A 25,317-nucleotide genomic window follows, 5' to 3' on the forward strand; every position below is an offset into this window, starting at 1 on the left:
CCGGACGCGCGCAGGGCCGGCACGGAGCCGGCCCTGCCAGACGCATCCAGGCTTACTTGCCCGCGCGCTCGATCGCCTCGCCCGCCTTCTGCACGTCCTTGCCGACGCCCTTGACGGTGTTGCAGGCGGTCAGCGCGACCATGCACGCCAGCATCGCCAGTGCCAATTTCCCGATACGCATCATCGCTGCTCTCCAGTGGAAGGACGGCGGCAGCTTAGAAGCCGGGCGGCGGGCACGCAACGCCCCGCCGCCCGCGCATCGGTGTGCGCGTTCAGCACTTCATGTCCTTGCAGTCCTCGGCCTTCTGCTCGACCTTCTCGCCGACCTTCTGCACGTCCTTGCCGGCACCGGCAACGGTGTTGCAGGCGGTCAGGGTGGTGCTGGCGAAGGCGGCCAGCAGGGCCAGGGCAAGCAAACGCTTCATGGGGATACCTCCTCGAAAGATGATGGGCGCAGGCACGTCTGGCCCGCGTGCCGATGGAAGCATCCCCCTGCGTGAAGCTGGCGTGGACGCCGGGCGCTGCGGCCGAACCGCAGGTGAACCGCCGTCGCCCGGCTCCGGCCCTGGCGTTCAGCCGCGCGGCTCAATCCCGCATCAGGGTGGACTTGCCGAACAGGCTTTCCACCAGGTCCACCGCCAGCTTCGCGGTGGCATTGCGCTTGTCCAGGGTCGGGTTGACCTCGACCAGGTCAAGCGAGCCCAGGCGGCCGGTGTCGGCCACCATCTCCATGATCAGCTGCGCCTCGCGGTAGTTAATCCCGCCCGGCACCCGGGTGCCGGTGCCGGGGGCGATCGCCGGGTCCAGCATGTCCACGTCGAAGCTCACGTGCAGGTGGGTGTCCGCGTCCACGCCTTCCAGCGCCTCCTCCATCGCGCGGCGCATGCCGACCTCGTCGATGTAGCGCATGTCGTAGATGTCCAGCCCGTATTCCTTGACCAGGCGTTTCTCGCCCGGATCCACCGACCGGATGCCGATCTGGCGCACCTGATCCGGGGTGATCGCGGGCGTCACCCCGCCGAGGCCGGTCAGCGCCTCCGGCCCCAGCCCGCACAGGCAGGCTACCGGCATCCCGTGGATGTTGCCGCTGGGGGTGATGGCGGAGGTGTTGAAATCGGCGTGCGCGTCCAGCCACAGCACGCGCAGGCGCTTGCCGGCGGCGCGGCAGTGCGCGGCGACCGCGGCGATCGAGCCGATCGCCAGGCAATGGTCGCCGCCGAGCATGATCGGCAGGCGGCCGGCCTGCAGTTCACGGGTGCTGCAATCGAACACCGCACGGTTCCAGGCCACGACCTCGTCGAGGTGGCGGTAGCCGCCGCTGGGCGGGGCCATCGGGTTGCGCGGCCCCTGCACGTCGCCCACGTCGCGCGCATCCACCCCGCGCGCGACCAGCGCCTCCACCAGCCCGGCCACGCGCAGGGCTTCCGGGCCCATCGAGGCACCGCGCCGGGAGGCGCCGATGTCGGTGGGCACGCCGAACACGGACACGGAAGGATAGGAACGGGTCATGGGGCCTCCTGCATGGCGCTGGGCGCCCGCGCGCGCGACAGGCATCCCGGGACTGGTGCCGCTTGTCCGAATCGAACGGACGACCTGCTGTTTACAAGGCAGCTGCTCTACCGACTGAGCTAAAGCGGCGCGGACCCGGATTCTAGCAGCCGTGGCCGACGCCGGCCGCGACCTGGCTCAGCGCGCCGCGGAGCAGGCCTGCGCGCGCGCGGGGGCGATCGCCGCCAACCGCGCCGGCTCCACGTCCGCGGGGAGGCGTGCGTCCAGCCAGCCCACGCCGGCGGCCGGCTCCACCGGGGCCACCTGCGCCTGCACGCCCTTGGCGGCCAATTCTTCGGCCCGCCGGCGCGCGCCGGCCTCGCTGCTGAAGCGGCCCAGCGCGATGCCGTTGGCGTCCTCGCCGCCCGACAGCACGAACAGATCGCGCACGCCGGAGGCCTGCAGGCGCTCGGCCAGCGCCTGCGCCGCCTCGCGCGAGGGCTGCGGTGGCAGGAACACCTTCCAGCCGCGCGTGCTCCTGGCGGCGGCCGGCACTGCGCGCACCGACGCCCCGAGCGCGTCCAGCGCCGCCTGCGCGGCATCGCGCGCCGGCGCGTCCGCGAAGGGCCCGAAGCGCAGGCAGGAGGCGGCCGCCGGGGATGCCGCCGCAGGCGGCGCGGACGGCACGGGCGCGGCCGTCACGGCGGGGGCGTCGGAGGGCGTGGCGGGCGCGGACGGCGCGCGGGTGGCCTGCGCGGCGGGAGGCGCGGCTTCCGTCAGCAGGCGCAGGCCCGGGCCCTCGCGCGGCGGCGCCTCCCTCGGCGCTGCGGGCGCGAAGGCCCACCAGCCGGCGGCGCCGAGGTTGAGCATGACCAGCATGACGATGGCGGCGCGCAGCAGCATCGCCGCAGTTTATGCGATCCGCAGCGCATGCCAGCGCGCCAGCCCCTGCAGCACGGCCTCCGGCACCCAGGCATGCGGCGGCAGGTGCGCGCGCAGTCCCTCGCCGCCGCCGCCGTGCAGGCGCAGCTCCGGCATCACCCCGAGCAGGGCGTGTGCCGCGTGCAGGCTGCGCTCGATCAGCGCCAGCGCGGCGCCCTCGCAGCCGGAGGCCAGCGCGTCGGCGGTGTCGTCGGCGAACTCGGCGTAGGCGCCGCCGCTCTCCGGCAGCTGCGCGGCGCGCGCATGCAGCGCCTGCCGCATCAACTGCGGCGAGGGCGCGATGCGGCCGCCGCGATGGCAGCCGTCGGCATCCACCAGGTCGAGGGTGAGCGCGGTGCCGACCCCGACCACCAGCATGGCCTGCCCATCGCATTGGCCGAGCATGGCCAGGAAGCGGTCCACGCCCAGCCGCGACGGCTCGGCATAGGCGATCCGCAGCGGGCCCAGCGCGGCCTCGGTGGCGACCCGGTGCAGGCGCGCGAAACGCGGCAGGAGCGCCTCCAGCAGCGCCACCCGGCGCGCGTCGGAGGCCACGCTGGCGATGCAGGCCACCTCGCCGGACGGCAGGTCCTGCAGCCAAGCCGCGCCCTCGTCGTGCGCCAGCGCGCGCACCGCGCCGAGGCGGCCGTCGGCCCCGAGCGGGGCGCATTTCAGGCGGGTATTGCCGAGATCGAACAGCCAGGTGCTCATGCGCGCACGCTCACTTCGCCGGCGTGCACGCAGCGCTCACCGCCATCCTCGTCGCGTACCCGCAGCGCACCGTCGGCGGCCACGCCCAGCGCCAGCGTGGCAGAAGTTCCGGACGCCTCATGCAGGCGCACGCGGCGGCCGGCGAGCGCATCCAGCGCGGCATAGCGCGGCAGGAACGGCGCCAGGCCTTCGGCATCGAACTGCGCCAGCGCGGGCAGCAGGTGCTGCAGCAGCTGCGCCACCACCGCGTTGCGCGCCGGCGGCGTGGACGTCAGTGCGGACAGATCGGTCCACGGCTGGTCGATGGCCGCGGCGAAGGCCGGCGGCATGCGCACGTTCAGGCCGAGGCCGACCACCGCTCGCGCCGCGCCGCCCGCCTCGCCGCCGCCTTCTACCAGCAGCCCGCCGAGCTTGCGCAATTGCGCTCCGTCCGCCACCACCAGATCGTTCGGCCATTTCAGACGCACCTGCGGGAACCCCAGCGCCTGCACCGCCTCGGCGGCGGCGACCCCGGCCACCAGGCTGAGGCCCCCCAGCCGCGCCAGCCCGCCATCGAAGCGGCGCGCCAACGACAGGTACACATGCGCCGCCAGCGGCGAGGCCCAGGTGCGGCCACGGCGGCCGCGCCCACCGGTCTGGCGCTCGGCCAGCAGCACCGCGCAGCCGCGCGTGGGCACCGCGCGCTGCAGCAGGCTGGTATTGGTGGATTCCAGCGTCCAGGCCACCTCCAGCGCCGCCAGTTCGGCGCGCACGGCGGCGGGCAGCGCGGCGCGGATCGCGTCCGCTTCCAGCAGGTCGGGCGGCGGCTGCAGGCGGTAGCCGCGCCCGGGCAGCGCGGTGATCGCCAGGCCGGCCTCGCGCAGGGCCTCGATCCGCTTCCACACCGCGGCGCGGGTCAATCCGAGTTCGCCGGCCAGCACGTCGCCGCTGACCGGCCCGGCCGCTAGCCGCCGCAGCAGCACGCGCTCGTCGCGGCCATCGCTCATGCCCCGGCCCGCCGGCGCCGCAGAAGGCGCGCGCGTTCGAACCGCGATTCGGTGCCGCGCCGCAGCCGCTGCAGGTTGCCGCGGTGGGTGAACAGCAGAAACAGCGCCATCGCCAGCGCGAACCCGGTGCGCGCGGGCCCCGCCTGCTGCCACCACGCGAACACCGGCAGGCTGGCCATCGCCAGCACGGTGGACAGGCCGACATAGCCACTGGCCACCAGCACCAGTGCCCACACCGCGAGCAGCGGCAGCAGCGCCTGCGGCCACAGCACCAGCAGCGCGCCGACCACGGTGGCGGCGCCCTTACCGCCCCGGAAGCCGTGCCACAGCGGCCACACGTGGCCGACCACCGCCAGCGCCGCCGCTGGATATGCAAAACCCTGCGCAAAGCGCAGGCCCAGCCAGGCCGCGAGCGCGCCCTTGCCGACATCGATCACCACCACCCCCAGCGCGAAGCGCCAGCCCAGGGTGCGCAGCGCGTTGGTGCCGCCGGCATTGCCGCTGCCGTGGCGGCGGATATCCACCCCGCGCAGGCGGCCCAGCAGCAGACTGCCGGACAGCGAGCCCAGCAGGTAGGCGGCCAGCAGCACGCCGGCATCGGCAAGCGTCATCGTCATGCGCGGATGATACGCAGCCGCGCGCACGGCCCGCACCTGCGCGGCGCAGCCTGTGCGTTCACGGCGCCGGCTGCAGCCCCACCACCAGGGTGCCCTGGCCGGCATGCGCGCCGACCGCCGGGCCCACGTCCACCAGATGCGCCTCCGCCACGTCCAGGCGCTGCCGCAGCGCCGCCAGCAGGCGCTCGCCGTCGGCCAGGGCATCGGCATGCCCGACGATCAGCCGCCAGCGCTGGCCGGCCGGCACCCGCCGCGCCACGAAGCGGGCGAACGCCTCCGGCGCGCGCCGGCGCGCCAGCAGCCCGCCGGCGACCTTGAGCAGGCCCTCGGGGCTGACCTTGGCGATCGGGGTCAGCCCAGTCCAGCGCACCAGCGGGCCGGCCCAGCGCGGGATGCGGCCGCCGCGCACCGCGTGCCGGATGTCGCGCGCCATCGCCCAGGTGCGGGTGAGCGGGCGCAGCCGCCGGATCTCGGCGGCGATCGCCTCGGCATCCGCGCCGGCCTGCGCCAGCTCGCCGGCGCGCGAGCGGCGGTCTCGGCCGCCTGCAACGTGCCCGACAACGGGCGCGACAAGCCCACGTACACCGCCGCCGGCTGGTAGGCGAGCACGTGCTCGAACACGCGCCGGAAATCGCCCGGCGGCGGCTGGCTGGTCTGCGGCAGCTGCGCGCAGGCCGCCATGCGGCGATAGAACTCGGCCGCGGTCAGCCCCAGACGGTCGAGGTAATCGCGCCCATCCAGGCTCACCCGCACCGGCACCACGTGGATGCCGTAGCGGTCGGCCAATACGGGCGGCAGGTCGGAGGCGCTATCCACCACCACCGCCACCTGCGCGGGCGATTCCACGCTGCGCTGCTGCAGCAGCATGTCGTCGGCCTTCATCGCCTCCACCCGGCCGAACCCTGCGCACACATCGAACAGCCGCTGCGGCGCGCCGGCATGGCCGTGCACGCGCACCCGGCCGGAGCTGCCGGCCACCACCAGGGAATCGATGCCCTGCGCCTCCAGCGCCGCGCGCAGGGCCGCACGGTCGATCCCCTCTCCGACCACCAGGCACTCGGTGCAGAACCGGCGCTGCGGGTCGATGTCCTCGTGCACGTGCGCCACCGGCTCGGCCTCGATGTGCACCGCCGCCGCGCCGGCACGCAGCGCGCGCACTCCGCCCTCGGCGTAGTCGGCGATGCCTTCCAGCCAGTCCACGAAACCGCGCGCCCCGGCATCCACCACCCCGGCCTTCTGCAGCACCGCCATCTGCCGCGGAGTGTCCGCCAGCGCCCGCCGCGCGCGCTGCAGGGCCTGCGCGTAGGCCTCGCGCAGGCCGCCGCCCTGGCGCCGCGCGCCCTCCTCCAACGCCTCGGAGAACGCCGCGATCACGCTCAGGATGGTGCCCTCCACCGGATGCGCCAGCGCCGCGCGCGCACTGTCGGCACCGCGCCGCACCGCCTGCGCCAACGCCTGCGCGTCCAGCCGCGGCAGGCTGCGCGCCTGCTCGCCGAGGCCGACCAGGAACTGCGCCATGATCGCGCCGGAATTGCCGCGCGCGCCGTCGATCGCCTGGTGGCCGACCTGCACCAGCAGTTCGCCGGCATGCCGGCTGCGCCGCCCGAGCACGCCGTGCAGCACGCTGCCGAGGGTCGCGGCCAGGTTGCTTCCGGTATCGCCGTCGGGGACCGGGAACACATTGATGCGGTTGAGCTCCTCGCGCGCGGCGATCACCCGGCGCGCGCCGGCGATCAGGGCGCGGCGCAGGGCGGCGGCGGTGACGAACGATGGGGCGGGCGCGGGCAGGGCGGGATCGAGGACGGCTTCGTGCATCCCGCCAGTGTGCAGACAGGCCCGCCCGTACGCTTGCTGCGGCGCAGCAGCAGCGGCCCGCCCGCGCTGCTATAGTCGAGAGCCGGATCGGTGCGTCCGCCCCGTCCGCCCTCGCCCGGTGACCGTCCATGCGCCTGCCCTCCTCGCGCCAGCTGCTGGTCTGCCTTGCCCTGACGGGCGCGTTCGGCCCGGTCGCCGCCGCCGACATGCGGCATCCGGCCCCGGACAGCACCCCGCCGACCGACCCGGTGCCCGCGCAGATCGACCGCCTGGACGAGGTGGACATCGACGGCGCGGTGGCCGCCAGCCATCCCGCACGCGCGCCCAAGCCGAAGGCCGCGCCCGCAGTGCCGGCCCGCGGAGGCAACAGCGGCGGCGACCGGATGCTGCCCTCGCGCTTCCACAGCTTCCTGCCGGGCATGTTCCGCTGAGCCCACGGCCCTCGTGATCTGGCCGTTCTCGCGCCGCCGGCGCGCACCGTCCCCGCCCACCCTCGATCCCGCCCTGCTGCGCCAGGCCAGCGCCGGCCTGCCGTGGCTGCGCGCGCTCGACCCCACCCGCCGCGAACGCCTGCACGCGCTGGCGGCGCGCTTTCTGCACGAAAAGACCATCACCCCGCTGCAGGGCCTGCGCCTGGACGACGTGCAGCGCCTGCGGCTGGCGCTGTTGTGCTGCATGCCGCTGCTGGAGTTCGGCAGCGAAGGCCTGCACGGCTGGCGCGAGCTGGTGGTGTATCCCGGGGCGTTCCGGGTGCGCCGCAGCCACATGGATGCCTACGGCGTGCTGCACGAGGGCGAGGAGGAACTGATCGGCGAAGCCTGGCTGCACGGACCGGTGATCCTGTCCTGGGCCGACATCCGCGCCGACATCGCCGCCCCGGCCGAAGGCTATTGCGTGGCGGTGCACGAGATCGCGCACAAGCTCGACGCATTGGACGGAGTGATGGACGGCACCCCGCCGCTGCCGCGCGCCTGGCAGCGGCAATGGGCGGCGGATTTCCAGCGCGCCTACGACGCCCTGTGCGCCACGCTGGACGCCGGCCATGACAGCGCGATCGACCCCTACGCGGCGGAAGCGCCCGAGGAGTTCTTCGCGGTCTGCAGCGAATACCACTTCAGCCAGCCGCAGCGGCTGCGTGCGGCGCTGCCGGAGGTGGCCGCGCACCTGCAGCGCTTCTACGGCGACCCGCTGCTGCCGGGCGCGTAGGCGCGCGCCCTGCCGTGGACGCCGCCGCTACAGGCCGCCCGGCAGTTCGACCTCGAAGCGCGCGCCGCCGAGTTCGGCCGAACGCCCGACGTGCAACTGCCCGCGGTAGCTCTTGATGATGTCCTGCACGATCGACAGGCCGATGCCGTGGCCCTGCACGCGCTCGTCGCCGCGCACGCCGCGCTGCAGGATGTAGCCGATGCGGTCCTCGGCGATGCCCGGGCCGTCATCCTCCACCACGATCCGCAGGCCCGGCCGGCGCCCGGGCACCTGCGCACCCTCGGCCACGGTCAGCAGGACCCGGGATTTCGCCCACTTGAAGGCATTCTCCAACAGGTTGCCAAGCAGCTCCTGGAGGTCGCCGGTCTCGCCGTGGAAACGCGCCTCCGGGGCTATCTCGAATTCGCACAGCACGCCTTTACTGGCATACACCTTCTCCAGCCCGACCACGATCTGCTCGGCCTGCGGCTCGATCTCCACCGGCGCCGCGAACAGCTGGTGGCCGGAGCGCGCCGCGCGCGCCAGCTGGTAGCTCACCAGATCGCCCATGCGCCGCAGCTGCGCGTCCACCTCCTCGCGCAACTCGGCCTCGCTGCTGCCGCTATCGAGCCGCGCGCGCAGCACCGCCAGCGGGGTTTTCAGGCTGTGCGCGAGGTCGGCCAGGGTGTTGCGCTGGCGCTCCAGGTTCTCGCGTTCGCTCTGGATGAAGGCGTTGATGCTCTCGGTCAGCGGCTCCAGTTCGCGCGGATGGGCCTGGCTCATGCCGGCGGCCTCGCCGCGCTGGACCCGCTTGAGCTCGTCGATCACATCGCCCAGCGGGCGCAGGCTCCAGCGCAGCACGAACATCTGCAGCAGCAGCAGCACCAGGCCGGCACCGCCGAGGTACCACCACAGCGCGGCGCGGAACGCCGACACCTGGCGCGCCAGCGCGGTGCTGTCCTCCAGGATGTACACCGTGTACGGGATCTCGCGGCCGCCGCCCTCGTCGTCGCTCAGGGTCAGGCCATAGCCGAAGCGGTAGGCGAAGCCGGGCGCGCCGTTGATCTGTTTCAGCGGCAGCGGGCCTTCGAACACCTGCTTGCCGGGCGGCAGCATCTCCGCCGGCGGCAGCTCCGGGCCCTGCGCCGACTCCGATTCCCAGGTGCCCTTCTCGAGCACGATCTGCGCGTACAGGCCGCTGCCGGGGCGCCGGAAGCGCGCGTCCGGCGGGTCCCACGGCGGGATCACGCTGCCGTCGCGCGCGAAGTCGCTGTTGGCATAGGCCAGCGCATAACTGTGCAGGCGCTCGCGCAGGCCGCTCTGCGCGGTGCGCTGGAAGGCGCCGTCGAGCGCGAAACCGGCCAGCGCGAGGAATGCTACCAGGCCGAGGCTGGCCGCCCACAGCTGGCGTGACCGCAGCGAACGCGGCTGGGCGATGCGCAGGCGCCGCCTGCGCGGCCCTTGCGCCTCCGCCTCGGATTCCACAGGAGGGGCCGTCATCCGCGCCCTGCCGCGCGCTTACTCGCCGCTGCGCGGGATGGCGAACCGGTAGCCGCGGCCGCGCACGGTCTCGATCGGCTTCAGTTCGCCATCCGGGTCGAGTTTCTTGCGCAGGCGGCCGATGAACACCTCGAGCACGTTGGAATCGCGGTCGAAATCCTGCTGGTAGATGTGCTCGGTGAGGTCGGCCTTCGAGACCAGTTCGCCGGCGTGCATCATCAGGTACTCGAGCACCTTGTACTCGTAGCTGGTCAGGTCCACATTGCTGCCGTTGACGCTGACCGTCTGCGCGGCCAGGTCCAGCATCACCGGGCCGCATTCCAGGGTCGGCTTGCTCCAGCCGGCGGCGCGGCGCACCAGCGCGTTGATGCGCGCCAGCAGCTCCTCGACGTGGAACGGCTTGACCAGGTAGTCGTCGGCGCCCTGCTTGAGGCCGTCCACCTTGTCCTGCCAGCTGGAACGCGCGGTGAGGATCAGCACCGGGAACTTCTTGCCCTCGTCGCGCAGGGCCTTGATCAGCTCCATGCCGCTCATCTTGGGCAGGCCGAGGTCGATGATGCCCACGTCGAACGGCACCTCGCGGCCCATGTACAGGCCTTCCTCGCCGTCCTGCGCGGCATCCACCGCATAGCCTTCGCGCTTCAGGCGGGCGGCCAGGGTCTCGCGCAGCGGGGCTTCGTCTTCGACGAGCAGGATACGCATGGTCACTCCTTGGGAAACGGTCGAAAGGGCGTTTGCAGGGGTGGGGCTGGGCGAAGCGATGCGGAACGGGCGCCCGGGCGATCAGTCGTCGCCGTCGCGCGCGGGCGGGCGCCGGCCGCCATCGCCGCGGCGGGCGGGATCCTGCATGTACACGCGCACCCGGCCCTGGTCGTCCACCACCTTCACCCGGTGCATGTCGCGGCCGTCGAACTGGATGCGCTCGGCCGAGAGCACCTCGCCGCGGGTGTCGCGCTCGGCGCGGCGCACCGCGTCCGAGAGGTTGTCGCGGCGCTGTTGCGGCAAGTCCACCGGCGGCTGCGGACGCTCGCGCGGGGCACCCTGCTGCATCCACGGCGGCGGCTGCTGCGCCCACGCCGACGCCGCCGGCAGCGCGGCCAGCACGGCAGCGGCAAGCAGGTTCAACGAAGCGTGCGGAAGACGGGACATGGCGTGTCTGTGGCGAACGACGGGTTGGCAGGCATTCTTGGAATCCGGGGGTGAACCCCCCCTGAAGTTTCCTGAACAGGATAGCGCGTCGTTCAGGCAAGTGCCGGCGGTCGCCCCTCGCCCGCGCCGGGCCCGGCTCAGGCCGCCTGCGCGCGCTCGGTCAGGGCCAGCGCCTGTTCCACCAGCGCCCAGCCGGCGCCGGGCCTGTGCGCGCCTTCGCTCAGCACCTGCCGGAACGCGCGCCCGCCGGGCTGGCCGGCGAACAGCCCCAGCAGGTGGCGGGTGATGTGCTTGAGGAACACCCCGCGCGCCAACTGCGCCTCCACATACGGCCGATAGGCGCGCAGCAGCTCGGCCCGCGAACGCAGCGCCCCCCCGAACCAGGCAACATCGAGTTCATGCAGCAGATAGGGCGTGTGATAGGCGGCGCGGCCCAGCATGGCGCCATCGACGTGGGCCAGGTGCGCGCTAGCTTCCGCTGCATCGGCAATGCCACCGTTGACCACCACCTGCAGCGCCGGCCGCTCGCGCTTGAGCCGGTAGGCCCAGTCGTAGCGCAGCGGCGGCACCTCGCGGTTCTCCTTGGGCGACAGGCCCTGCAGCCAGGCGTTGCGCGCATGCACGATGAAGCTGCGGCAGCCGGCCGCGGCGATCGTGTCGATGAAATGGACGAAACGCTCCCACTCGTGGTCGTCGTCCACGCCCAGCCGGCACTTCACCGTCACCGGCACCGGGCAGGCCGCGATCATCGCCGCCACGCTCTCGGCCACCAGCGCCGGTTCGCGCATCAGGCAGGCGCCGAAGCGGCCGGCCTGCACGCGGTCGGACGGGCAGCCGCAGTTGAGGTTGATCTCGTCGAAGCCCGCCTCCGCGCCGATCCGCGCCGCCTGCGCCAGCAGCGCCGGCTCGCTGCCGCCCAGCTGCAGCGCCACCGGGTGCTCGCTCGGGTCCATCGCCAGCAGGCGCGCGCGGTCGCCGTGGATCACCGCGTTGGCGTGCACCATCTCCGAATACAGCCGCGCGTGCGGCGCCAGCACGCGGTGGAAGGCGCGGCAATGGCTGTCGGTCCAGTCCATCATCGGGGCGACGGACAGGCGCACGCGGTCGGCGGGGATGGCGGGCGAGGCGTTCACGCCGCGCATTGTACGGAGCAGGGGCAGCCGCAGCGGCGATGCGCGACAATAGCGCGATCCGCTCGACGCAGCCCGCCGCCATGATGAACACCAGCTACCGCAAGCCCCTGCCCGGCACCGCCTTCGACTATTTCGACGCGCGCGAGGCGGTGGACGCCCTGCAGCCCGGGGCCTGGGCGCGCCTGCCGTACACCGCGCGCGTGCACGCCGAGAACATCGTGCGCAAGGCCAACCCCGAGCACCTCAACGACTACCTGCGCCAGCTGATCGAGCGCCGGCGCGACCTCGACTTCCCGTGGTTCCCGGCGCGCGTGGTCTGCCACGACATCCTCGGCCAGACCGCGCTGGTGGACCTGGCCGGGCTGCGCGAGGCGATCGCCGAGGCCGGCGGCGACCCCGCGCAGGTGAACCCGGTGGTGCCGGTGCAGCTGATCGTGGACCACTCGCTGGCGGTGGAGGCGCCGGGCTTCGACCCGCAGGCGTTCGCCAGGAACCGCGCGATCGAGGACCGCCGCAACGCCGACCGCTTCGACTTCATCGAGTGGTGCCGGCGTGCGTTCGACAACGTGGACGTGATCCCCGCCGGCAACGGGATCATGCACCAGATCAACCTGGAGAAGATGTCGCCGGTGGTCTATACCCGCGCCGGCGTGGCCTTCCCCGACACCTGCGTCGGCACCGACTCGCACACGCCGCACGTGGACGCGCTGGGCGTGATCGCCGTCGGCGTCGGCGGGCTGGAGGCGGAGAGCGTGATGCTGGGCCGCGCCTCGATGATGCGCCTGCCCGAGATCGTGGCGGTGGAGCTCAGCGGCCGCCCCGGCCCCGGCATCACCGCCACCGACGTCGTGCTGTCGCTGACCGAGTTCCTGCGCAAGGAGAAGGTGGTCGGCGCGTACCTGGAGTTCCGCGGCGAGGGCGCCGCCGCGCTGACCATCGGCGACCGCGCCACCATCAGCAACATGGCCCCGGAATACGGCGCGACCGCGGCGCTGTTCTTCATCGACGCCAACACCCTGGACTACCTGCGCCTGACCGGCCGCAGCGACGCCCAGGTGGCGCTGGTGGAGACCTATGCCAAGACCCTGGGCCTGTGGGCCGACGACCTCGCCCACGCCCAGTACGAGCGCACCCTGCACTTCGATCTGTCCACGGTGGAACGCACCCTGGCCGGCCCGTCCAACCCGCACCGCCGGCTGCCGGTGGCGGCGCTGGCCGAGCGCGGGATCGCCGACGAAGCCAAGTTGGCCGCGGCGCGCGCCGACGAAGCCGAAGGGCGGCTGCCGGACGGCGCGGTGATCATCGCCGCCATCACCAGCTGCACCAACACCAGCAACCCACGCAACGTGATCGCGGCCGGGCTGCTGGCACGCAACGCCAACGCGCGCGGGCTGGCGCGCAAGCCGTGGGTGAAGACCTCGCTGGCCCCCGGCTCGCGGGTGGTGGAACGCTACCTGAAGGACGCCGGCCTGCTGCCGGAGCTGGAGCGGCTGGGGTTCGGCATCGTCGGTTTTGCCTGCACCACCTGCAACGGCATGAGCGGCGCGCTGGACCCTGCGATCCAGCAGGAGATCATCGACCGCGACCTGTACGCCACCGCCGTGCTGTCGGGCAACCGCAACTTCGACGGCCGCATCCACCCCTACGCCAAGCAGGCGTTCCTGGCCAGCCCGCCGCTGGTGATCGCCTATGCGATCGCCGGCAGCGTGCGCTTCGACATCGAGCGCGACGTGCTCGGCACCGATGCCGACGGGCAGCCGGTGCGGCTGAAGGACATCTGGCCGAGCGATGAAGAGATCGACGCGGTGGTGCAGGCCAGCGTGAAGCCGGAGCAGTTCCACGCGGTGTACGCGCCGATGTTCGCGCCGCGCACCCAGGGCGAGCGCGCGCAGCCGCTGTACGCCTGGCGCCCGCAGAGCACCTACATCCGCCGCCCGCCGTACTGGGACCGCGAGGGCGTGGGCGCGCTGGCGGCGTATCCGCGCACGCTGCGCGGGATGCGCGCGCTGGCGGTGCTGGGCGACAACATCACCACCGACCACCTCTCGCCCAGCAACGCGATCCTGCCCGACAGCGCCGCCGGCGAGTACCTGGCGCGCATGGGCCTGCCGGAAGAGGACTTCAACTCCTACGCCACCCACCGCGGCGACCATCTCACCGCGATGCGCGCCACCTTCGCCAATCCCAAGCTGCTCAACGAGATGGTGCGCGACGCCGACGGCAAGGTGCGCCAGGGTTCGCTGGCGCGTCTGGAACCGGAGGGCACCGTGATGCGCATGTGGGAGGCGATCGAGACCTACATCGCGCGCCGCCAGCCGCTGATCGTGGTCGCCGGCGCCGACTACGGCCAGGGCAGCTCGCGCGACTGGGCAGCCAAGGGCGTGCGCCTGGCCGGCGTGGAGGCCATCGTGGCCGAAGGCTTCGAGCGCATCCACCGCACCAACCTGATCGGCATGGGCGTGCTGCCGCTGCAGTTCCAGCCGGGCACCACCCGCCTCACCCTGGGCATCGACGGCAGCGAGACCTTCGATGTCGAAGGCAGCCCCGCCCCGGGCGCGACCCTGACCCTGGTGATCCATCGCCGCGACGGCAAGCGCATCGACGTCGCGGTCACCTGCCGCCTGGACACCGCCGAGGAAGTGGCGATCTACCAGGCCGGCGGCGTGCTGCAACGCTTCGCGCAGGATTTCCTGGAGGGCGCCGGCGCACACTGAATCGCCGCCGCGCGCGCCCGTCCCGCAGTGACGGGCGCGGCCTGCACGGCCGCGACAAGCGCGCGTGCCATCGCGCATACTGCCGGCAATGCCCCTGAGGACTCCGCCATGCGCAGCGCCCTGATCGCCGGTCTCCTGCTCGCCCTGTCCGCCTGCACCACGGTGCCGCCGGAGGACATGCTGGCGCGCAACGCCACGCCCGCGACCCGCACCGAATCGAATGGCGACGTCATCACCGAATACCGCAACGGCGGCCGCCTGGTCATGGTCAAGGTGGTGCCGCTGCGCGGGCCGACCTACTACATCTACGACCGCAACGGCGATGGCGTGGTGGACGAGCGCGACAACCGCGGCGGCCCGATGACCTACTACAAGCTGTTCAGCTGGTAAGCCCGCATCGGGCAGGCGCATGCTGCTCGCTTCGCTGCATCCGACGCTTGCGCACGCACTCAGCCTGCTGCACGTGGCCGCGGTCGCCCTCGGCCTGCTGCTGTACGTCGCGCTCACCCACTCCGGCCGCCAGCGCCGGCCGCCCTCGGCGGCCCTGGCCTGGGTGCTCGCACTGATCGCCTTCCCCTATCTGGCGCTGCCGGTCTACCTGCTGCTGGGCACGCGCAAGCTGGCGCACGCGCACGCGCCGCAGGACCCGCCAGCGGCCACGCCCGTGGCGGCGACCGCCAACTGGGCCAGCGCGCTCACCCGCGGGCTGGACCTGCCGCCGCCGCGGCGCTGCGCCGCGCTGCGGATCGAAGCCGACGGCGCGCGCGCGCTGCAGGCGCTGCTGGAGCTGCTGGACGCGGCCCGCACGCGGATCGACATCGAGGTCTTCCTGCTGCGCGCCGATGCGGTGGGCACAGCGGTAGCCGAGGCGCTGGCGCGCGCGCATGCGCGCGGGGTCGCGGTGCGGGTGCTGCTGGACGGGCTGGGCGCCTTCGCCGGGCATCGCCGCACCCTGCGCCTGCTGCGCGGCAGCGGCGCGCAGCTGCGCTGGTTCTCGCCGCTGCGGCTGCGCCTGCGCCCGCAGTTCGGGCGCGGCAACCTGCGCAACCACCGCAAGCTGGTGGTGGTGGATGGCCAACGCCTGTGGACCGGCGGCCGCAACCTCGCCTGCGAGTATTTCCTCGGGCATGCGCCGGCCCCCGCCTGGGACGACCTCAGCCTGCTCGCGGACGGCGGCATCGCGCGCGACGCCGCGCGCCTGTTCGCGCGCGACTGGGCGCTGGCCGGCGGCGATGCGGCGATGCCGGCGGCGGAACCCATCGACGCCGCGGAGGACGGCACGCTGGCGCAGCTGCTGCCCAGCGGCCCGGACCGTCGCGACGACACCGCCTACGCCCTGCTGCTGGGCGCGATCCACCGCGCCGATGCGCGCGTGCTGCTGGCCACGCCCTACTTCGTGCCCGACGATGCGCTGCAGCTGGCGCTGGTGCTGGCCGCGCGCCGCGGGGTGCAGGTGGAGCTGCTGCTGCCGGCGCGTTCCAACCACCATTTGGCCGACATCGCGCGCGCGCGCAGCCTGCGCGAGCTGGCCGCCGCCGGGGCGCACATCCACCTGCTGCCGCGGATGCTGCATGCCAAGGCCTTCGTGATCGACGCCGCACTCGCCAGCGCCGGCTCGATCAATCTGGACGGACGCAGCCTGTTCCTGAACTACGAACTCAACGTGCTGCTGCACGATCCGGCTGAGATCGAGGCGCTGGCCGACTGGTTCGCGGCGCGGCGCGCGCAGGCCTCGCCCTACGTCGCGCGCGCCCCCGGCTGGCTGCGCGACGTGGGCGAAGGCATGGTGCGCGCGCTGGGGTTCCAGCTGTGACCGCGCCCATCGCCAGCCCCCTCATGCCGGGCTGAGGTTGGCATAGGCCAGCACCAGCCATTTGCTGCCCACGTCGTCGAAGTTCACCTGCACGCGGGCGTGGGCACCGCTGCCCTCCACGTCGGTCACGAAGCCGGTGCCGAACGTCGGGTGGCGCACGCTGGCCCCCAACCGGATCGGCGCCTCCTCCAGCGCGGCATGGCCGGCATCGCGGCGCGGCGCGGCGGCGAAGGGGCGCGCGCCGAACGCCGGCTGCGGCTTCGGGCGGATCTCGCGCAGCAGGGCCTTCGGGATCTCGCGCAGGAAGCGCGACGGCAGCCCGTACATGTCGCTGCCATGGATGCGCCGGCGCTCGGCATGGCACAGCACCAGCTGCTGGCGCGCGCGGGTGATGCCGACGTAGGCCAGCCGCCGCTCCTCGGCCATCCGCCCCGGTTCCTCGGCCGAGCGCAGGTTGGGGAACAGCCCCTCTTCCAGCCCGACCAGGAACACCAGCGGGAACTCCAGGCCCTTGGCGCTGTGCAGCGTCATCAGCTGCACCCCGTCCTCGCCCGCCTGCGCCTGGCCTTCGCCGGCCTCCAGCGCGGCATAGGCGAGGAAGGCGACCAGCTCAGGCATCGCCGCGGCATCCTCCTCGTCACCGCGCACGAAGCGCGAGGCCACCGAGACCAGCTCGTCGAGGTTGTCGGTGCGCGAGTCCTGCTGCCCGCGCGATTCGTTCTCGTAATGCGTGCGCAGGCCGGAGCGCGCCAGCACGTGGTCGATCTTCTCCGCCAGCGGCATCGTCGCGGTTTCATCGGCCAGCACCTCGACCAGCTGCAGGAAGCCGGCCACCGCATTGCGCGCGCGCGCCGCCAGCGTAGCGCCATCGCACAACCGGCGCGTGGCCCGCCACAGCGACTCGCGGTGTTCGCGCGCGGCGCGGCGGATCTCGTCCAGGGTGCGCTCGCCGATCCCGCGCGATGGCGTGTTGACTGCGCGTTCGAACGCCGCATCGTCGTCGCGGTTGGCCAGCAGGCGCAGGTAGGCCAGCGCGTCCTTGATCTCGGCGCGCTCGAAGAAGCGCATGCCGCCATAGACGCGGTATGGGATCTGGCGCTTCAGCAGCTCCTCTTCGAAGGCGCGCGACTGCGCGTTGCTGCGGTAGAGGATGGCGGCGTCGCCCCAGCTGCCGCCGCCCTGCACCCACTGCGCGATGCGGCCGACCACGTAGGTGGCCTCGTCGATCTCGCTCCAGGCCGCGTACAGGTCGATCGGCTCGCCCTCGCCGGCCTCGGTCCACAGGCGCTTGCCGAGGCGGTCCTCGTTGTGCGCGATCACCGCGTTGGCGGCGTTGAGGATGTTGCTGGTGGAGCGGTAGTTCTGCTCCAGGCGGAGGGTCTGCGCGCCGGGGAAGTCGCGCAGGAAGCGCTGCACGTTCTCCACCTTGGCGCCGCGCCAGCCGTAGATGGCCTGGTCGTCGTCGCCGACCACGAATACTTGCCCGCATCTTTCATCGGTACCGCTGCCGGCCAGCAGGCGCACGAAGCCGTACTGGATGGCATTGGTGTCCTGGAACTCGTCCACCAGGATCTGCCCGAAGCGCTGGCGATAGTGCGCCAGCAACCCCGGCTGCTCGCGCAGCAGCTCGTGCGCGCGCAGTAGCAGCTCGGCGAAATCCACCAGCCCGGCGCGCTCGCAGCGCTCCTGGTAGGCGGCGTAGGCGCGCAGCAGGGCCTCGCCCCAGGGGTCGCCCGGGGCCGGCTGGATGTGCTGCGGGCGGCGGCCTTCGTCCTTCTGCGCGTTGATCCACCAGGCGATCTGACGCGGCGGGAACTGGCCGTCGTCCAGCTCCAGCTGCTGCGCCACGCGCTTGACCAGGCGCAGCTGGTCGTCGGCATCCAGCACCTGGAACCCTTCCGGCAAGCGCGCCTCCTGCCAGTGCAGGCGCAGCAGGCGGTGGGCCAGGCCGTGGAAGGTGCCGATCCACGCGCCGCGCACCTCGCCGCCCAGCTGCGCGGCGATGCGCCCGCGCATCTCGCCGGCCGCCTTGTTGGTGAAGGTGACCGCGAGGATGCCGTGCAGCGGCACCCCGAACACCTGGTGCAGCCAGGCGATGCGGTGGGTGAGCACGCGGGTCTTGCCGGAGCCGGCACCGGCCAACACGAGGTAGTGCCCGGGCGCGGCGGAGACGGCCTCGCGCTGGGCCGGGTTCAGCCCATCGAGAAGGTGGGAGACATCCATCGCCCGGATTTTACCCGCCCCTGCGCTGGGGCCGAGGCATGTGCTTGCCAGGGCCGGGGGCATGCCGTCAGATGCTGCAATGCAGTAGCCCCTGCGGCCGCCGCCACCGCCGTGGAAATCGTTTGCAATGCCACGCAACCGCTGTACAAGGCGGGCACATGGCTGCTGTACTGCGGTTGGGGAAATGACGCCGCAGGCGGCGTCTTTCCGGATCAATCACCAGCAACGGCGAGGCGCGATGGCACACCAGCAAACGCGATGGGCGCAGTTCGGCGTCCTCATCACCGTGTTCTTCTTCTGGGGCTTCGTCGCCGCCAGCAACGACATCCTGATCCCGGTGTTCAAGAAGGCCTTCCACCTCAGCCAGGCGCAGAGCCAGCTGGTGTCGGTGGCGTTCTACGTGGCCTACACGGTCGGGGCGCTGCTGTACGTGGCTGCGTCCAAGGCGCTTGGAGGCGACCTCTTGCACCGCATCGGCTACCGCAATGGCATCTGCCTCGGGCTGCTGCTGTCGGCGCTGGGCACGTTGCTGTTCTACCCGGCCGCCAACAGCGGCTCGTTCGCGCTGATGCTGTCGGGGCTGTTCATCGTCGGGCTGGGCTTTGCACTGCAGCAGATCGCAGCCAACCCGCTGGCGATCGTGATGGGCAACCCGGCCACCGGCGCGCAGCGGCTGACCCTGGCCGGCGGCATCAACAACCTCGGCACCACGGTCGGGCCGCTGCTGGTGAGCCTGGCGATCTTCGGCAGCGTGACCGCCAACAACGACGTAGCCAGCATCGAGAGCGTCAAGGTCCCGTATCTGGTGCTGGGCGCGGCGTTCGTGCTGGTGGCGCTGCTACTGTGGCTATCGGCCGTGCCCGACCACATCGACCTGGACGCGCTGGCGCGCGAGGAAGCCGTTGCCGCCGCGCCCCCCGTGGATCGCGGCTCGGCCTTCGCGTATCCGCAGCTGGCGCTGGGGATGCTGGCGATCTTCGTGTACGTCGGCGTGGAAGTCTCCACCATCAGCAACCTGCCGGCCTATCTGCACGAAGGGCTGGGCATCCAGACCCACCGCCTGGCCCCGTATGTGTCGCTGTACTGGGCCAGCCTGATGATCGGCCGCTGGACCGGCGCGGCCGGCGCGTTCGAGGTCGGCGCGACCGCGCGCCGGCTGCTCACGCTGGTGCTGCCGTTCCTCGCGTTTGGGGTGTACCTGGCGGTGAACGCGATCGCCCGCCACGACGTCTCGCAGTTCTTCGGCTATGCCGGGGTGATCGTGGTGATGATCGCGGCCACCCTGCTCAGCCGCGGCAACCCGGCGCGGATGCTGCTGTACTTCGCGCTGTGCGGGATCGCCGTCCTGCTGGTCGGCATGGCCACGACGGGCAAGATCAGCATCTTCGCCTTCATCAGCGTGGGCCTGTTCTGCAGCACGATGTGGCCGTGCATCTTCGCGCTGGCGATCACCGGCCTGGGCCGCCACACCAACCAGGGCAGCAGCCTGCTGATCATGATGATCATGGGCGGCGGGCTGGTGAGCTGGGCGCAGGGGGCGCTGGCCGATGCGGTGGGCGTGCACGCCAGCTTCTGGGTCGGGGTGGCCTGCTTCGCCTACCTTGCGTTCTACGCGCTGCGCACTGCGCGGGCGCTGCGCGCGCAGGGCATCGACCTCGACCGCCTGGCCGCGCAGGGCGGGCACTGACGGCGCGCCGCGCAACGCCGCGTTGCCGCCATCGCAACGGTGGCGGCGCTAGAGTGGCGCTCCCCACCGCGAGCGCCTTGCCATGATCGACCTCTATTACTGGCCCACCCCGAACGGCCACAAGATCACCCTGTTCCTGGAAGAGGCCGGCCTCGACTACCGGATCGTGCCGGTGGACATCGGCCGCGGCGCGCAGTTCGCGCCGGAGTTCCTCGCCATCGCGCCGAACAACAAGATGCCGGCGATCGTGGACCACGCGCCCGGCGACGGCGGCGCGCCGATTTCCATCTTCGAATCCGGCGCGATCCTGCGCTACCTGGCGGACAAGGCCGGCCGCTTCGACGGCGTGGCCGCGGATGCCGATGCCGCCCGCGCGCGCCGGCAGCGGATCGAGGTGGACGAATGGCTGTGCTGGCAGGTGGCCGGGCTCGGCCCGATGACCGGGCAGTACGGCCACTTCCACGTGTACACGCCGGAGGACGTGCCCTACGCGAAGGCGCGCTACCGCAACGAGGCGCTGCGCCTACTGGGCGTGCTGGATGCGCGCCTGGCCGGGCGCGAGTGGATCGCCGGCGCCACCTACAGCATCGCCGACATGGCGGCGTATCCGTGGATCAACGTGTACGACAAGGCACCGCTGGACCTGGCGCCGTTCCCGCACCTGCGCCGCTGGCAGGCGGCGATCGCCGCACGCCCCGCCACCGCGCGCGCCTATGCGCTGGCGCGGCAGGTCAACCCGAACGCCGGCCAGCCGCTGTCGGACGAGGAGAAGAAGATCCTGTTCGGGCAGGGCGCGCGCTGAGCCCGCAGCGATGCCGGCGCCCATGGCGCCGGCGTGCCGTGCGCTCCGGGCAAGGCCGTCAGGACTGCGGCTTCAGCTCGAACTCCTTCGGCGGCTCCGCACCGAGCAGGTTCTTCACGAAGTAGTCCCAGCGCCGGCGCATCACGTAGTAGCTGTCCGCACCGTAGCCGTGGCGCGCGTGCGGCAGCAGCAGCAGGTCGAAGTCCTTGTTGGCCTTGATCAGCGCATCCACCACCAGCAGGGTGGACTGCGGCGGCACGTTGTCGTCCATCATGCCGTGCAGCAGGAACAGCTTGCCCTTGAGGTTCTTCGCCAGCGGCGCGTTGTCCTGCCCGGTGTAGTTGGTGGTGCCGTCGGGCTTGGTCTCCAGCAGGCCCTGGTAGCGCTCGCCCCAGTCGTCCTCGTAGCTGAGGTTGTCGTGGTTGCCGGATTCGGCGATGCCCACCTTGTACACGTCCGGGTAGCGGAACATCGCCGCCGCGGTGGCATTGCCGCCGCCGGAATGGCCCCAGATGCCGGCGCGCGCGGTGTCGATCCACGGATAGCGCTCGCCCAGCTGCTTCAGCGCGGCCACCTGGTCGGGCAGGGTGTTGTCGGCCATGTTGCCGTAGCAGCTGTCCTGGAACGCCTTGCTGCGCAGCGGCGTGCACATGCCGTCCAGCGCGATCACCACGAAGCCCAGCTCGGCCAGCGCCTGGTGGTCGCCGTGCGCGGGCTGGAAGCTGCGGCTGCGCACCGAGCCGACCTGCGGGCCCGGGTAGATGTAGGTGATGATCGGGTACTTCTTGTTCGGGTCGAAGTGCGACGGCTTGAACATCTGGCCGTAGAGGTCGGTCTTGCCATCGCGCGCCTTCACCGTGAACGCCTGCGGCGGCACCCAGCCGGCGGCCTTCAGGCGGGTGAGGTCGGCGCGCGCGAGTTCCACCACCTGCGTGCCGGCGGCATCGCGCACCACCGCCACCGGCGCGCTGTCGATGGTGGAATACACATCCAGGAAATACTTGCCGTCGGCCGCGACGGTCGCGGCGTGGTTGGCGTTCTCCGGGGTCAGCAGGCGCACGCCGCCGCCATCCATGCCCACCGCGTACACGTGCACGTAGTACGGGTCGCGCCCGGCCTCGCGGCCGACGCCGGCGACCAGCAGGCGGCGCCCGGCGGCATCCAGGTGCAGGATGCGGGTGACGTTCCAGTCGCCGCTGGTGAGCTGGCGCTTGAGCTTGCCGGTGGCGAGGTCGTGCAGGTACAGGTGGCCCCAGTTGGATTTCTGGCTGAACCACAGGAACTCGTTGCTCTCCGGCAGGTAGCGCCAGTTCACCGAATCCAGCGCCGGTGCGCTCTGGTACTGGGTGGCCACGGTCTCGGTGTACACGTCGCGCACCTTGCCGGTGGCGGCGTCGGCCACGCGCAGGGTGGCCGACTTGTGCCCGCGGTCGGTGCTGACGAAGGCCAGGGTCTTGCCGTCGCGCGCCCACTGCACGTCCTCCCAGCCGTCGCCGCAGACGATGTCATCGGCGCAGGTGGAGCGGTGCTGGTCCGGCGGCATCTGCAGGCGGATGGTGCGCGGCGCGTCAGCGGACAGGTCGATGATGACGCGCTCGATCAGGGTCACGTCCTTGTCGCCGGCGAACGGGTACTTCCACTGCTCGACCTTGGGCGCGCCGACGTTGGTGGCGACCAGGGTCATGGTGCTGGTCTTGCGCTGGTCCTGGCGGAAGGTGGCGATCTTCTTGCCGTCCGGCGACCACACCACGATCGCGTTGTCGGTGTGCTTCCAGCCGGCGTTGTCGGTGGCGTAGCCGTAGTCGGGCTGGCCGTCGAAGGTGAGCTGGGTCTCCTTGCCGGTGGCGACGTCGCGCAGCCACAGGTTCCAGTCGCGCACGAAGGCCTCGCGGGTGCCGTCCGGCGACGGCGCACCCGGCTCGCTGCCGGACGCGGCGCGCGCCACCGCCTTGCAGCCGGCGGCGTCGCAGCGGAACGCCCCCGGGCCGAACGCGCTGGTCAGCACCAGCGCGCCGTCGGCAGCGCGCTTGATCTGCATCGGCGGCAGCCGCTCCGCGGTCACCGGCCGGCCCTTGCCGCCGGCGGCCAGGTTGATGGCATCGGCCAGGGCCTGCGGATCGAACGCGGGCGCGGACGTGCCGGTGGCGGGGTCGAACCGCAGCACGCGGGTCTTGCCGTCGGTCTGCTCGCGGTAGACCAGGCTGCCGTCGTCCAGCCACTGCCCGCCGCTGACCAGGTGGTCCACCAGCGGCGCGGTGCGGTCGCCCAGCATGCCGGCCGCGCGCGCGTAGTCGGCCGCGGTCACCGCCTGCGCCGTGGCGCCGCCCGCCATCAGCATCCCCCCTGCCAGCAGGCAGGCCGCCATGTCGATCCGTCCCATCGCATCCTCATCCGATCCTCGCGCCCAGGCGCAACGCCCGCGATCCTAGCGCGTCGCCGCCCCAGCCACCCGTGCCGATGGTGGGGGCGTCCCGCGGCGCGGCGCCGGGGCCGGACGGGGCGCGCGCTATCATGCGCGGCCTGATGTCCCTGCCCTCCACCGCCTCCCCGCCCGCCGCGCTGCGGATCGACCACGTGGCCGCGCCGCCGGCGGCGGTGCTGGCCGACCCGCGCACCCTCGCCGTGTTTGGCTTCGGGGACACGGCACCGGCTTCGCACCCCGACCCGCGCTATCTGCACGTGGCCCTGCCCGCGGTCGGTCAAGCCCCGCTGGAATGCTGGCAGGTCGAAGCCGAAGTAGTCCACGGGCGCGACGACGACATCGCCTGGAGCGCAGGCGGCGGCCTGCAGTTCGGGGCCCTTGAAATCCCGGACGACGGCGATGCCGACGCGGCGGCGGCAGAGGCCTATGCACGCCTGCGCCGCTGGCTGGCGCAGGGCGACTACCCGCATCCGCTGCGGATCTGGAACTACCTGGACGCGATCACCGACGGCGAGGGCGACGCGGAGCGCTACCGCCGCTTCTGCGTGGGCCGCGCGCGCGGCATCGGGCGCGAACTGGCGCCCGGCGAACTGCCCGCGGCGACCGCGATCGGGCATCCCATGCGCACCGGCCGCTTCCAGCTGTACTGGCTGGCGGCGCGCGAGGCCGGCACGCCGCTGGAAAACCCGCGCCAGGTGGAAGCCTGGCGCTACCCGCGCCAGTACGGCCCGCAGCCGCCCGGCTTCGCGCGCGCGCTGCTGCCGGCGTCCGAGGCGATGCCGCTGCTGCTGTCCGGCACCGCCGCGGTGGTCGGCCATGCCTCGCAGCACGACGGTTCGCTGCACGGGCAGCTGCAGGAAATCCTGGCCAACCTGCACAGCCTGATCGCCACCGCGCGCGCGCTGCGCCCGGCGCTGCCATCGCAACCGGGCCCGCAGGCACGGCTGAAGGCCTACGTGCGCGACGCCGCCGCGCTGCCGGCGGTGGACGCCTGGCTGCAGGCGCAGTTGCCGCAGGTGCCGCGTATCGTCCTGCACGGCCACGTGTGCCGGCGCGAGCTGCAGGTCGAGATCGACGGCATCCTGCGCTGAGCGCGCGCCAACACTGCGGCCGCGACGGACGCGGGCGTACACTTGCGCACCATGAACGCTCCCTCCGCTCTGCAGCTCCCCGTCCGTCCGCGGCGCATGCGCCGCGACGCGTTCTCGCGCCGGCTGATGCGCGAGACCGTACTCACCACCAACGACCTGATCTACCCGGTTTTCGTCCATGAGGAACAGGGCCGCGCCCCGGTCGGTTCGATGCCGGGCGTGGAGCGGCTGTCGATCGACGAACTGCTGCGCGTGGGCGAGCAGGCGCTGGAACTGGGCGTGCCGATGCTGGACCTGTTCGGCGTGCCCGACCCCGCCGCCAAGACCGCCGACGGCCGCATCGCCTGGGATGAGAACGGGATCGTCCCGCGCGCCATCCGCGCACTGAAGGCGCGCTTCCCCGAACTTGGCGTGATGAGCGACCAGGCGCTGGACCCGTACACCACCCACGGCCAGGACGGGTTGATCGACGAGAGCGGCTACATCCTCAACGACGAGACCATCGAAGCGCTGGTGAAGCAGTCGCTGGTGCACGCCGCCGCCGGGGTGGACGTGCTCTCGCCGTCCGACATGATGGACGGCCGCATCGGCGCGATCCGCGGCGCACTGGAAGCGGGCGGCTTCATCCACACCCGCATCATGGCCTACAGCGCCAAGTACGCCAGCGCCTTCTACGGCCCGTTCCGCAGCGCGGTGGGCAGCGCCGGCAACCTCGGCAAGGGCAACAAGTACACCTACCAGATGGACCCGGCCAACTCGGACGAGGCGCTGCACGAAGTCGGCCTCGACCTGGCCGAAGGCGCCGACATGGTGATGGTGAAGCCGGGCCTTCCGTATCTGGACGTGCTGTACCGGGTGAAGCAGCACTTCAGGCGCCCGACCTACGCCTACCAGGTCAGCGGCGAGTACGCGATGATCAAGGCCGCCGCCGCCAACGGCTGGATCGACGAGAAGATGGTGGCGATGGAAACGCTGACCGCGTTCAAGCGTGCCGGCGCCGATGGCATCCTCACCTACTTCGCGCTGGACGCCGCGCGCTGGCTGCGCGGCTGAGCCCCGG

At 72.4% G+C, this 25,317-nt stretch carries 22 protein-coding genes, 1 tRNA gene and 1 pseudogene; 9 read left to right on the forward strand and 15 right to left on the reverse strand.

Going from position 1 to position 25,317, the window contains the following annotated elements:
• Nucleotides 1-52: 52 nt before the first annotated feature.
• From EDC34_RS10440 to EDC34_RS10485, 9 genes and pseudogenes are all read right to left on the reverse strand, one after another.
• Nucleotides 53-184 carry an entericidin A/B family lipoprotein gene (locus EDC34_RS10440; RefSeq protein ID WP_114960734.1) on the reverse strand — a complete coding sequence of 44 codons (132 nt, stop codon included), beginning with the start codon at nucleotides 182-184 and terminating at the stop codon, nucleotides 53-55.
• 88 nt (nucleotides 185-272) lie between these two features.
• Nucleotides 273-425 (reverse strand): entericidin A/B family lipoprotein, encoded by a 153-nt coding sequence (locus EDC34_RS10445; RefSeq protein WP_114960735.1) that lies wholly within the window; start codon nucleotides 423-425, stop codon nucleotides 273-275.
• A 160-nt stretch (nucleotides 426-585) separates the two neighbouring features.
• Nucleotides 586-1,509 (reverse strand): arginase, encoded by a 924-nt coding sequence (rocF, locus tag EDC34_RS10450; RefSeq protein WP_114960736.1) that lies wholly within the window; start codon nucleotides 1,507-1,509, stop codon nucleotides 586-588.
• A 53-nt stretch (nucleotides 1,510-1,562) separates the two neighbouring features.
• Nucleotides 1,563-1,638: transfer RNA gene (locus tag EDC34_RS10455), tRNA-Thr, on the reverse strand.
• Between the two features lie 48 nt (nucleotides 1,639-1,686).
• Nucleotides 1,687-2,391 (reverse strand): SPOR domain-containing protein, encoded by a 705-nt coding sequence (locus EDC34_RS10460; RefSeq protein WP_114960737.1) that lies wholly within the window; start codon nucleotides 2,389-2,391, stop codon nucleotides 1,687-1,689.
• A gap of 9 nt (nucleotides 2,392-2,400) precedes the next feature.
• Nucleotides 2,401-3,120 (reverse strand): type III pantothenate kinase, encoded by a 720-nt coding sequence (locus EDC34_RS10465; RefSeq protein ID WP_114960738.1) that lies wholly within the window; start codon nucleotides 3,118-3,120, stop codon nucleotides 2,401-2,403.
• Nucleotides 3,117-4,106, reverse strand: a complete 990-nt coding sequence (birA, locus tag EDC34_RS10470) for a bifunctional biotin--[acetyl-CoA-carboxylase] ligase/biotin operon repressor BirA (RefSeq protein ID WP_114960739.1) — start codon at nucleotides 4,104-4,106, stop codon at nucleotides 3,117-3,119. The genes EDC34_RS10465 and birA overlap by 4 nt, the downstream gene beginning before the upstream one ends.
• A complete protein-coding gene (gene plsY, locus EDC34_RS10475) occupies nucleotides 4,103-4,723 on the reverse strand; it encodes a glycerol-3-phosphate 1-O-acyltransferase PlsY (RefSeq protein WP_162797710.1) in 621 nt (206 codons plus the stop codon). Before plsY ends, birA begins: the two co-directional genes overlap by 4 nt.
• A 58-nt stretch (nucleotides 4,724-4,781) precedes the next feature.
• Nucleotides 4,782-6,538, reverse strand: a pseudogene (locus EDC34_RS10485) (DegV family protein).
• A gap of 128 nt (nucleotides 6,539-6,666) precedes the next feature.
• Here EDC34_RS10485 and EDC34_RS10490 point away from each other — a divergent pair.
• On the forward strand, nucleotides 6,667-6,969 hold the full coding sequence (locus EDC34_RS10490) for a hypothetical protein (protein ID WP_114960743.1): 303 nt from the start codon (nucleotides 6,667-6,669) through the stop codon (nucleotides 6,967-6,969).
• A 13-nt stretch (nucleotides 6,970-6,982) separates the two neighbouring features.
• Entirely contained in the window at nucleotides 6,983-7,744 is a 762-nt protein-coding gene (locus EDC34_RS10495) for a M90 family metallopeptidase (protein ID WP_338067053.1), read from the forward strand.
• Between the two features lie 27 nt (nucleotides 7,745-7,771).
• On the opposite strand, the gene EDC34_RS10500 is transcribed toward EDC34_RS10495, so the two are convergent.
• From EDC34_RS10500 to dusA, 4 genes are all read right to left on the reverse strand, one after another.
• Nucleotides 7,772-9,142 (reverse strand): ATP-binding protein, encoded by a 1,371-nt coding sequence (locus tag EDC34_RS10500; protein ID WP_205388077.1) that lies wholly within the window; start codon nucleotides 9,140-9,142, stop codon nucleotides 7,772-7,774.
• 99 nt (nucleotides 9,143-9,241) lie between these two features.
• On the reverse strand, nucleotides 9,242-9,925 hold the full coding sequence (locus EDC34_RS10505) for a response regulator transcription factor (protein WP_114960745.1): 684 nt from the start codon (nucleotides 9,923-9,925) through the stop codon (nucleotides 9,242-9,244).
• Nucleotides 9,926-10,006: 81 nt separating this feature from the next.
• On the reverse strand, nucleotides 10,007-10,372 hold the full coding sequence (locus EDC34_RS10510) for a PepSY domain-containing protein (RefSeq protein ID WP_132982885.1): 366 nt from the start codon (nucleotides 10,370-10,372) through the stop codon (nucleotides 10,007-10,009).
• Between the two features lie 137 nt (nucleotides 10,373-10,509).
• Nucleotides 10,510-11,514 carry a tRNA dihydrouridine(20/20a) synthase DusA gene (dusA, locus tag EDC34_RS10515; RefSeq protein ID WP_114960747.1) on the reverse strand — a complete coding sequence of 335 codons (1,005 nt, stop codon included), beginning with the start codon at nucleotides 11,512-11,514 and terminating at the stop codon, nucleotides 10,510-10,512.
• Between the two features lie 74 nt (nucleotides 11,515-11,588).
• Between dusA and acnD the strand changes: the two genes are divergently transcribed.
• From acnD to EDC34_RS10530, 3 genes are all read left to right on the forward strand, one after another.
• On the forward strand, nucleotides 11,589-14,219 hold the full coding sequence (acnD, locus tag EDC34_RS10520) for a Fe/S-dependent 2-methylisocitrate dehydratase AcnD (RefSeq protein ID WP_114960801.1): 2,631 nt from the start codon (nucleotides 11,589-11,591) through the stop codon (nucleotides 14,217-14,219).
• Between the two features lie 108 nt (nucleotides 14,220-14,327).
• Nucleotides 14,328-14,609 carry a DUF2782 domain-containing protein gene (locus tag EDC34_RS10525; protein WP_114960748.1) on the forward strand — a complete coding sequence of 94 codons (282 nt, stop codon included), beginning with the start codon at nucleotides 14,328-14,330 and terminating at the stop codon, nucleotides 14,607-14,609.
• A 19-nt stretch (nucleotides 14,610-14,628) separates the two neighbouring features.
• Nucleotides 14,629-16,032: a phospholipase D-like domain-containing protein gene (locus tag EDC34_RS10530; protein WP_114960749.1), complete on the forward strand. Its 1,404-nt coding sequence runs from the start codon at nucleotides 14,629-14,631 to the stop codon at nucleotides 16,030-16,032.
• A gap of 21 nt (nucleotides 16,033-16,053) precedes the next feature.
• On the opposite strand, the gene uvrD is transcribed toward EDC34_RS10530, so the two are convergent.
• Nucleotides 16,054-18,255, reverse strand: coding sequence for a DNA helicase II (gene uvrD / locus EDC34_RS10535; protein ID WP_114960750.1), 2,202 nt, complete (start codon nucleotides 18,253-18,255; stop codon nucleotides 16,054-16,056).
• 238 nt (nucleotides 18,256-18,493) lie between these two features.
• On the opposite strand from uvrD, the gene EDC34_RS10540 reads away from it, so the two are divergent.
• Both EDC34_RS10540 and EDC34_RS10545 read left to right on the forward strand, forming a co-directional pair.
• Entirely contained in the window at nucleotides 18,494-19,942 is a 1,449-nt protein-coding gene (locus tag EDC34_RS10540; RefSeq protein WP_114960751.1) for an MFS transporter, read from the forward strand.
• Between the two features lie 82 nt (nucleotides 19,943-20,024).
• Nucleotides 20,025-20,744 (forward strand): glutathione binding-like protein, encoded by a 720-nt coding sequence (locus EDC34_RS10545; protein ID WP_114960752.1) that lies wholly within the window; start codon nucleotides 20,025-20,027, stop codon nucleotides 20,742-20,744.
• 58 nt (nucleotides 20,745-20,802) lie between these two features.
• Here the strand turns inward: EDC34_RS10545 and EDC34_RS10550 are convergent, their stop codons facing one another.
• Complete coding sequence (locus EDC34_RS10550) at nucleotides 20,803-23,124, reverse strand: S9 family peptidase (RefSeq protein WP_114960753.1); 2,322 nt, start codon at nucleotides 23,122-23,124, stop codon at nucleotides 20,803-20,805.
• 143 nt (nucleotides 23,125-23,267) lie between these two features.
• Between EDC34_RS10550 and EDC34_RS10555 the strand changes: the two genes are divergently transcribed.
• Together EDC34_RS10555 and hemB are read left to right on the forward strand one after the other, a co-directional pair.
• Nucleotides 23,268-24,257: a chorismate transformation FkbO/Hyg5 family protein gene (locus EDC34_RS10555; protein ID WP_240311119.1), complete on the forward strand. Its 990-nt coding sequence runs from the start codon at nucleotides 23,268-23,270 to the stop codon at nucleotides 24,255-24,257.
• A gap of 51 nt (nucleotides 24,258-24,308) precedes the next feature.
• Complete coding sequence (hemB, locus tag EDC34_RS10560) at nucleotides 24,309-25,310, forward strand: porphobilinogen synthase (RefSeq protein WP_114960754.1); 1,002 nt, start codon at nucleotides 24,309-24,311, stop codon at nucleotides 25,308-25,310.
• The last annotated feature ends 7 nt before the right edge of the window (nucleotides 25,311-25,317 follow it).

It is taken from the genome of Thermomonas haemolytica (assembly GCF_004346265.1).
Classification (GTDB): Bacteria; Pseudomonadota; Gammaproteobacteria; order Xanthomonadales; family Xanthomonadaceae; genus Thermomonas; species Thermomonas haemolytica.

What these genes read in the sequence shown, in the direction of transcription:
- EDC34_RS10555 (WP_240311119.1), top strand. Translation starts at nt 23,268, where the DNA reads ATGTCCCTGCCCTCCACCGCCTCCCCGCCCGCCGCGCTGCGGATCGAC.
- EDC34_RS10440 (WP_114960734.1), bottom strand. Translation starts at nt 184, where the DNA reads ATGATGCGTATCGGGAAATTGGCACTGGCGATGCTGGCGTGCATGGTC.
- EDC34_RS10540 (WP_114960751.1), top strand. Translation starts at nt 18,494, where the DNA reads ATGGCACACCAGCAAACGCGATGGGCGCAGTTCGGCGTCCTCATCACC.
- EDC34_RS10445 (WP_114960735.1), bottom strand. Translation starts at nt 425, where the DNA reads ATGAAGCGTTTGCTTGCCCTGGCCCTGCTGGCCGCCTTCGCCAGCACC.
- EDC34_RS10490 (WP_114960743.1), top strand. Translation starts at nt 6,667, where the DNA reads ATGCGCCTGCCCTCCTCGCGCCAGCTGCTGGTCTGCCTTGCCCTGACG.
- EDC34_RS10465 (WP_114960738.1), bottom strand. Translation starts at nt 3,120, where the DNA reads ATGAGCACCTGGCTGTTCGATCTCGGCAATACCCGCCTGAAATGCGCC.
- EDC34_RS10525 (WP_114960748.1), top strand. Translation starts at nt 14,328, where the DNA reads ATGCGCAGCGCCCTGATCGCCGGTCTCCTGCTCGCCCTGTCCGCCTGC.
- dusA (WP_114960747.1), bottom strand. Translation starts at nt 11,514, where the DNA reads ATGCGCGGCGTGAACGCCTCGCCCGCCATCCCCGCCGACCGCGTGCGC.
- acnD (WP_114960801.1), top strand. Translation starts at nt 11,589, where the DNA reads ATGAACACCAGCTACCGCAAGCCCCTGCCCGGCACCGCCTTCGACTAT.
- plsY (WP_162797710.1), bottom strand. Translation starts at nt 4,723, where the DNA reads ATGACGATGACGCTTGCCGATGCCGGCGTGCTGCTGGCCGCCTACCTG.
- EDC34_RS10505 (WP_114960745.1), bottom strand. Translation starts at nt 9,925, where the DNA reads ATGCGTATCCTGCTCGTCGAAGACGAAGCCCCGCTGCGCGAGACCCTG.
- hemB (WP_114960754.1), top strand. Translation starts at nt 24,309, where the DNA reads ATGAACGCTCCCTCCGCTCTGCAGCTCCCCGTCCGTCCGCGGCGCATG.
- EDC34_RS10550 (WP_114960753.1), bottom strand. Translation starts at nt 23,124, where the DNA reads ATGGGACGGATCGACATGGCGGCCTGCCTGCTGGCAGGGGGGATGCTG.
- birA (WP_114960739.1), bottom strand. Translation starts at nt 4,106, where the DNA reads ATGAGCGATGGCCGCGACGAGCGCGTGCTGCTGCGGCGGCTAGCGGCC.
- EDC34_RS10510 (WP_132982885.1), bottom strand. Translation starts at nt 10,372, where the DNA reads ATGTCCCGTCTTCCGCACGCTTCGTTGAACCTGCTTGCCGCTGCCGTG.
- rocF (WP_114960736.1), bottom strand. Translation starts at nt 1,509, where the DNA reads ATGACCCGTTCCTATCCTTCCGTGTCCGTGTTCGGCGTGCCCACCGAC.
- EDC34_RS10460 (WP_114960737.1), bottom strand. Translation starts at nt 2,391, where the DNA reads ATGCTGCTGCGCGCCGCCATCGTCATGCTGGTCATGCTCAACCTCGGC.
- EDC34_RS10530 (WP_114960749.1), top strand. Translation starts at nt 14,629, where the DNA reads ATGCTGCTCGCTTCGCTGCATCCGACGCTTGCGCACGCACTCAGCCTG.
- uvrD (WP_114960750.1), bottom strand. Translation starts at nt 18,255, where the DNA reads ATGGATGTCTCCCACCTTCTCGATGGGCTGAACCCGGCCCAGCGCGAG.
- EDC34_RS10545 (WP_114960752.1), top strand. Translation starts at nt 20,025, where the DNA reads ATGATCGACCTCTATTACTGGCCCACCCCGAACGGCCACAAGATCACC.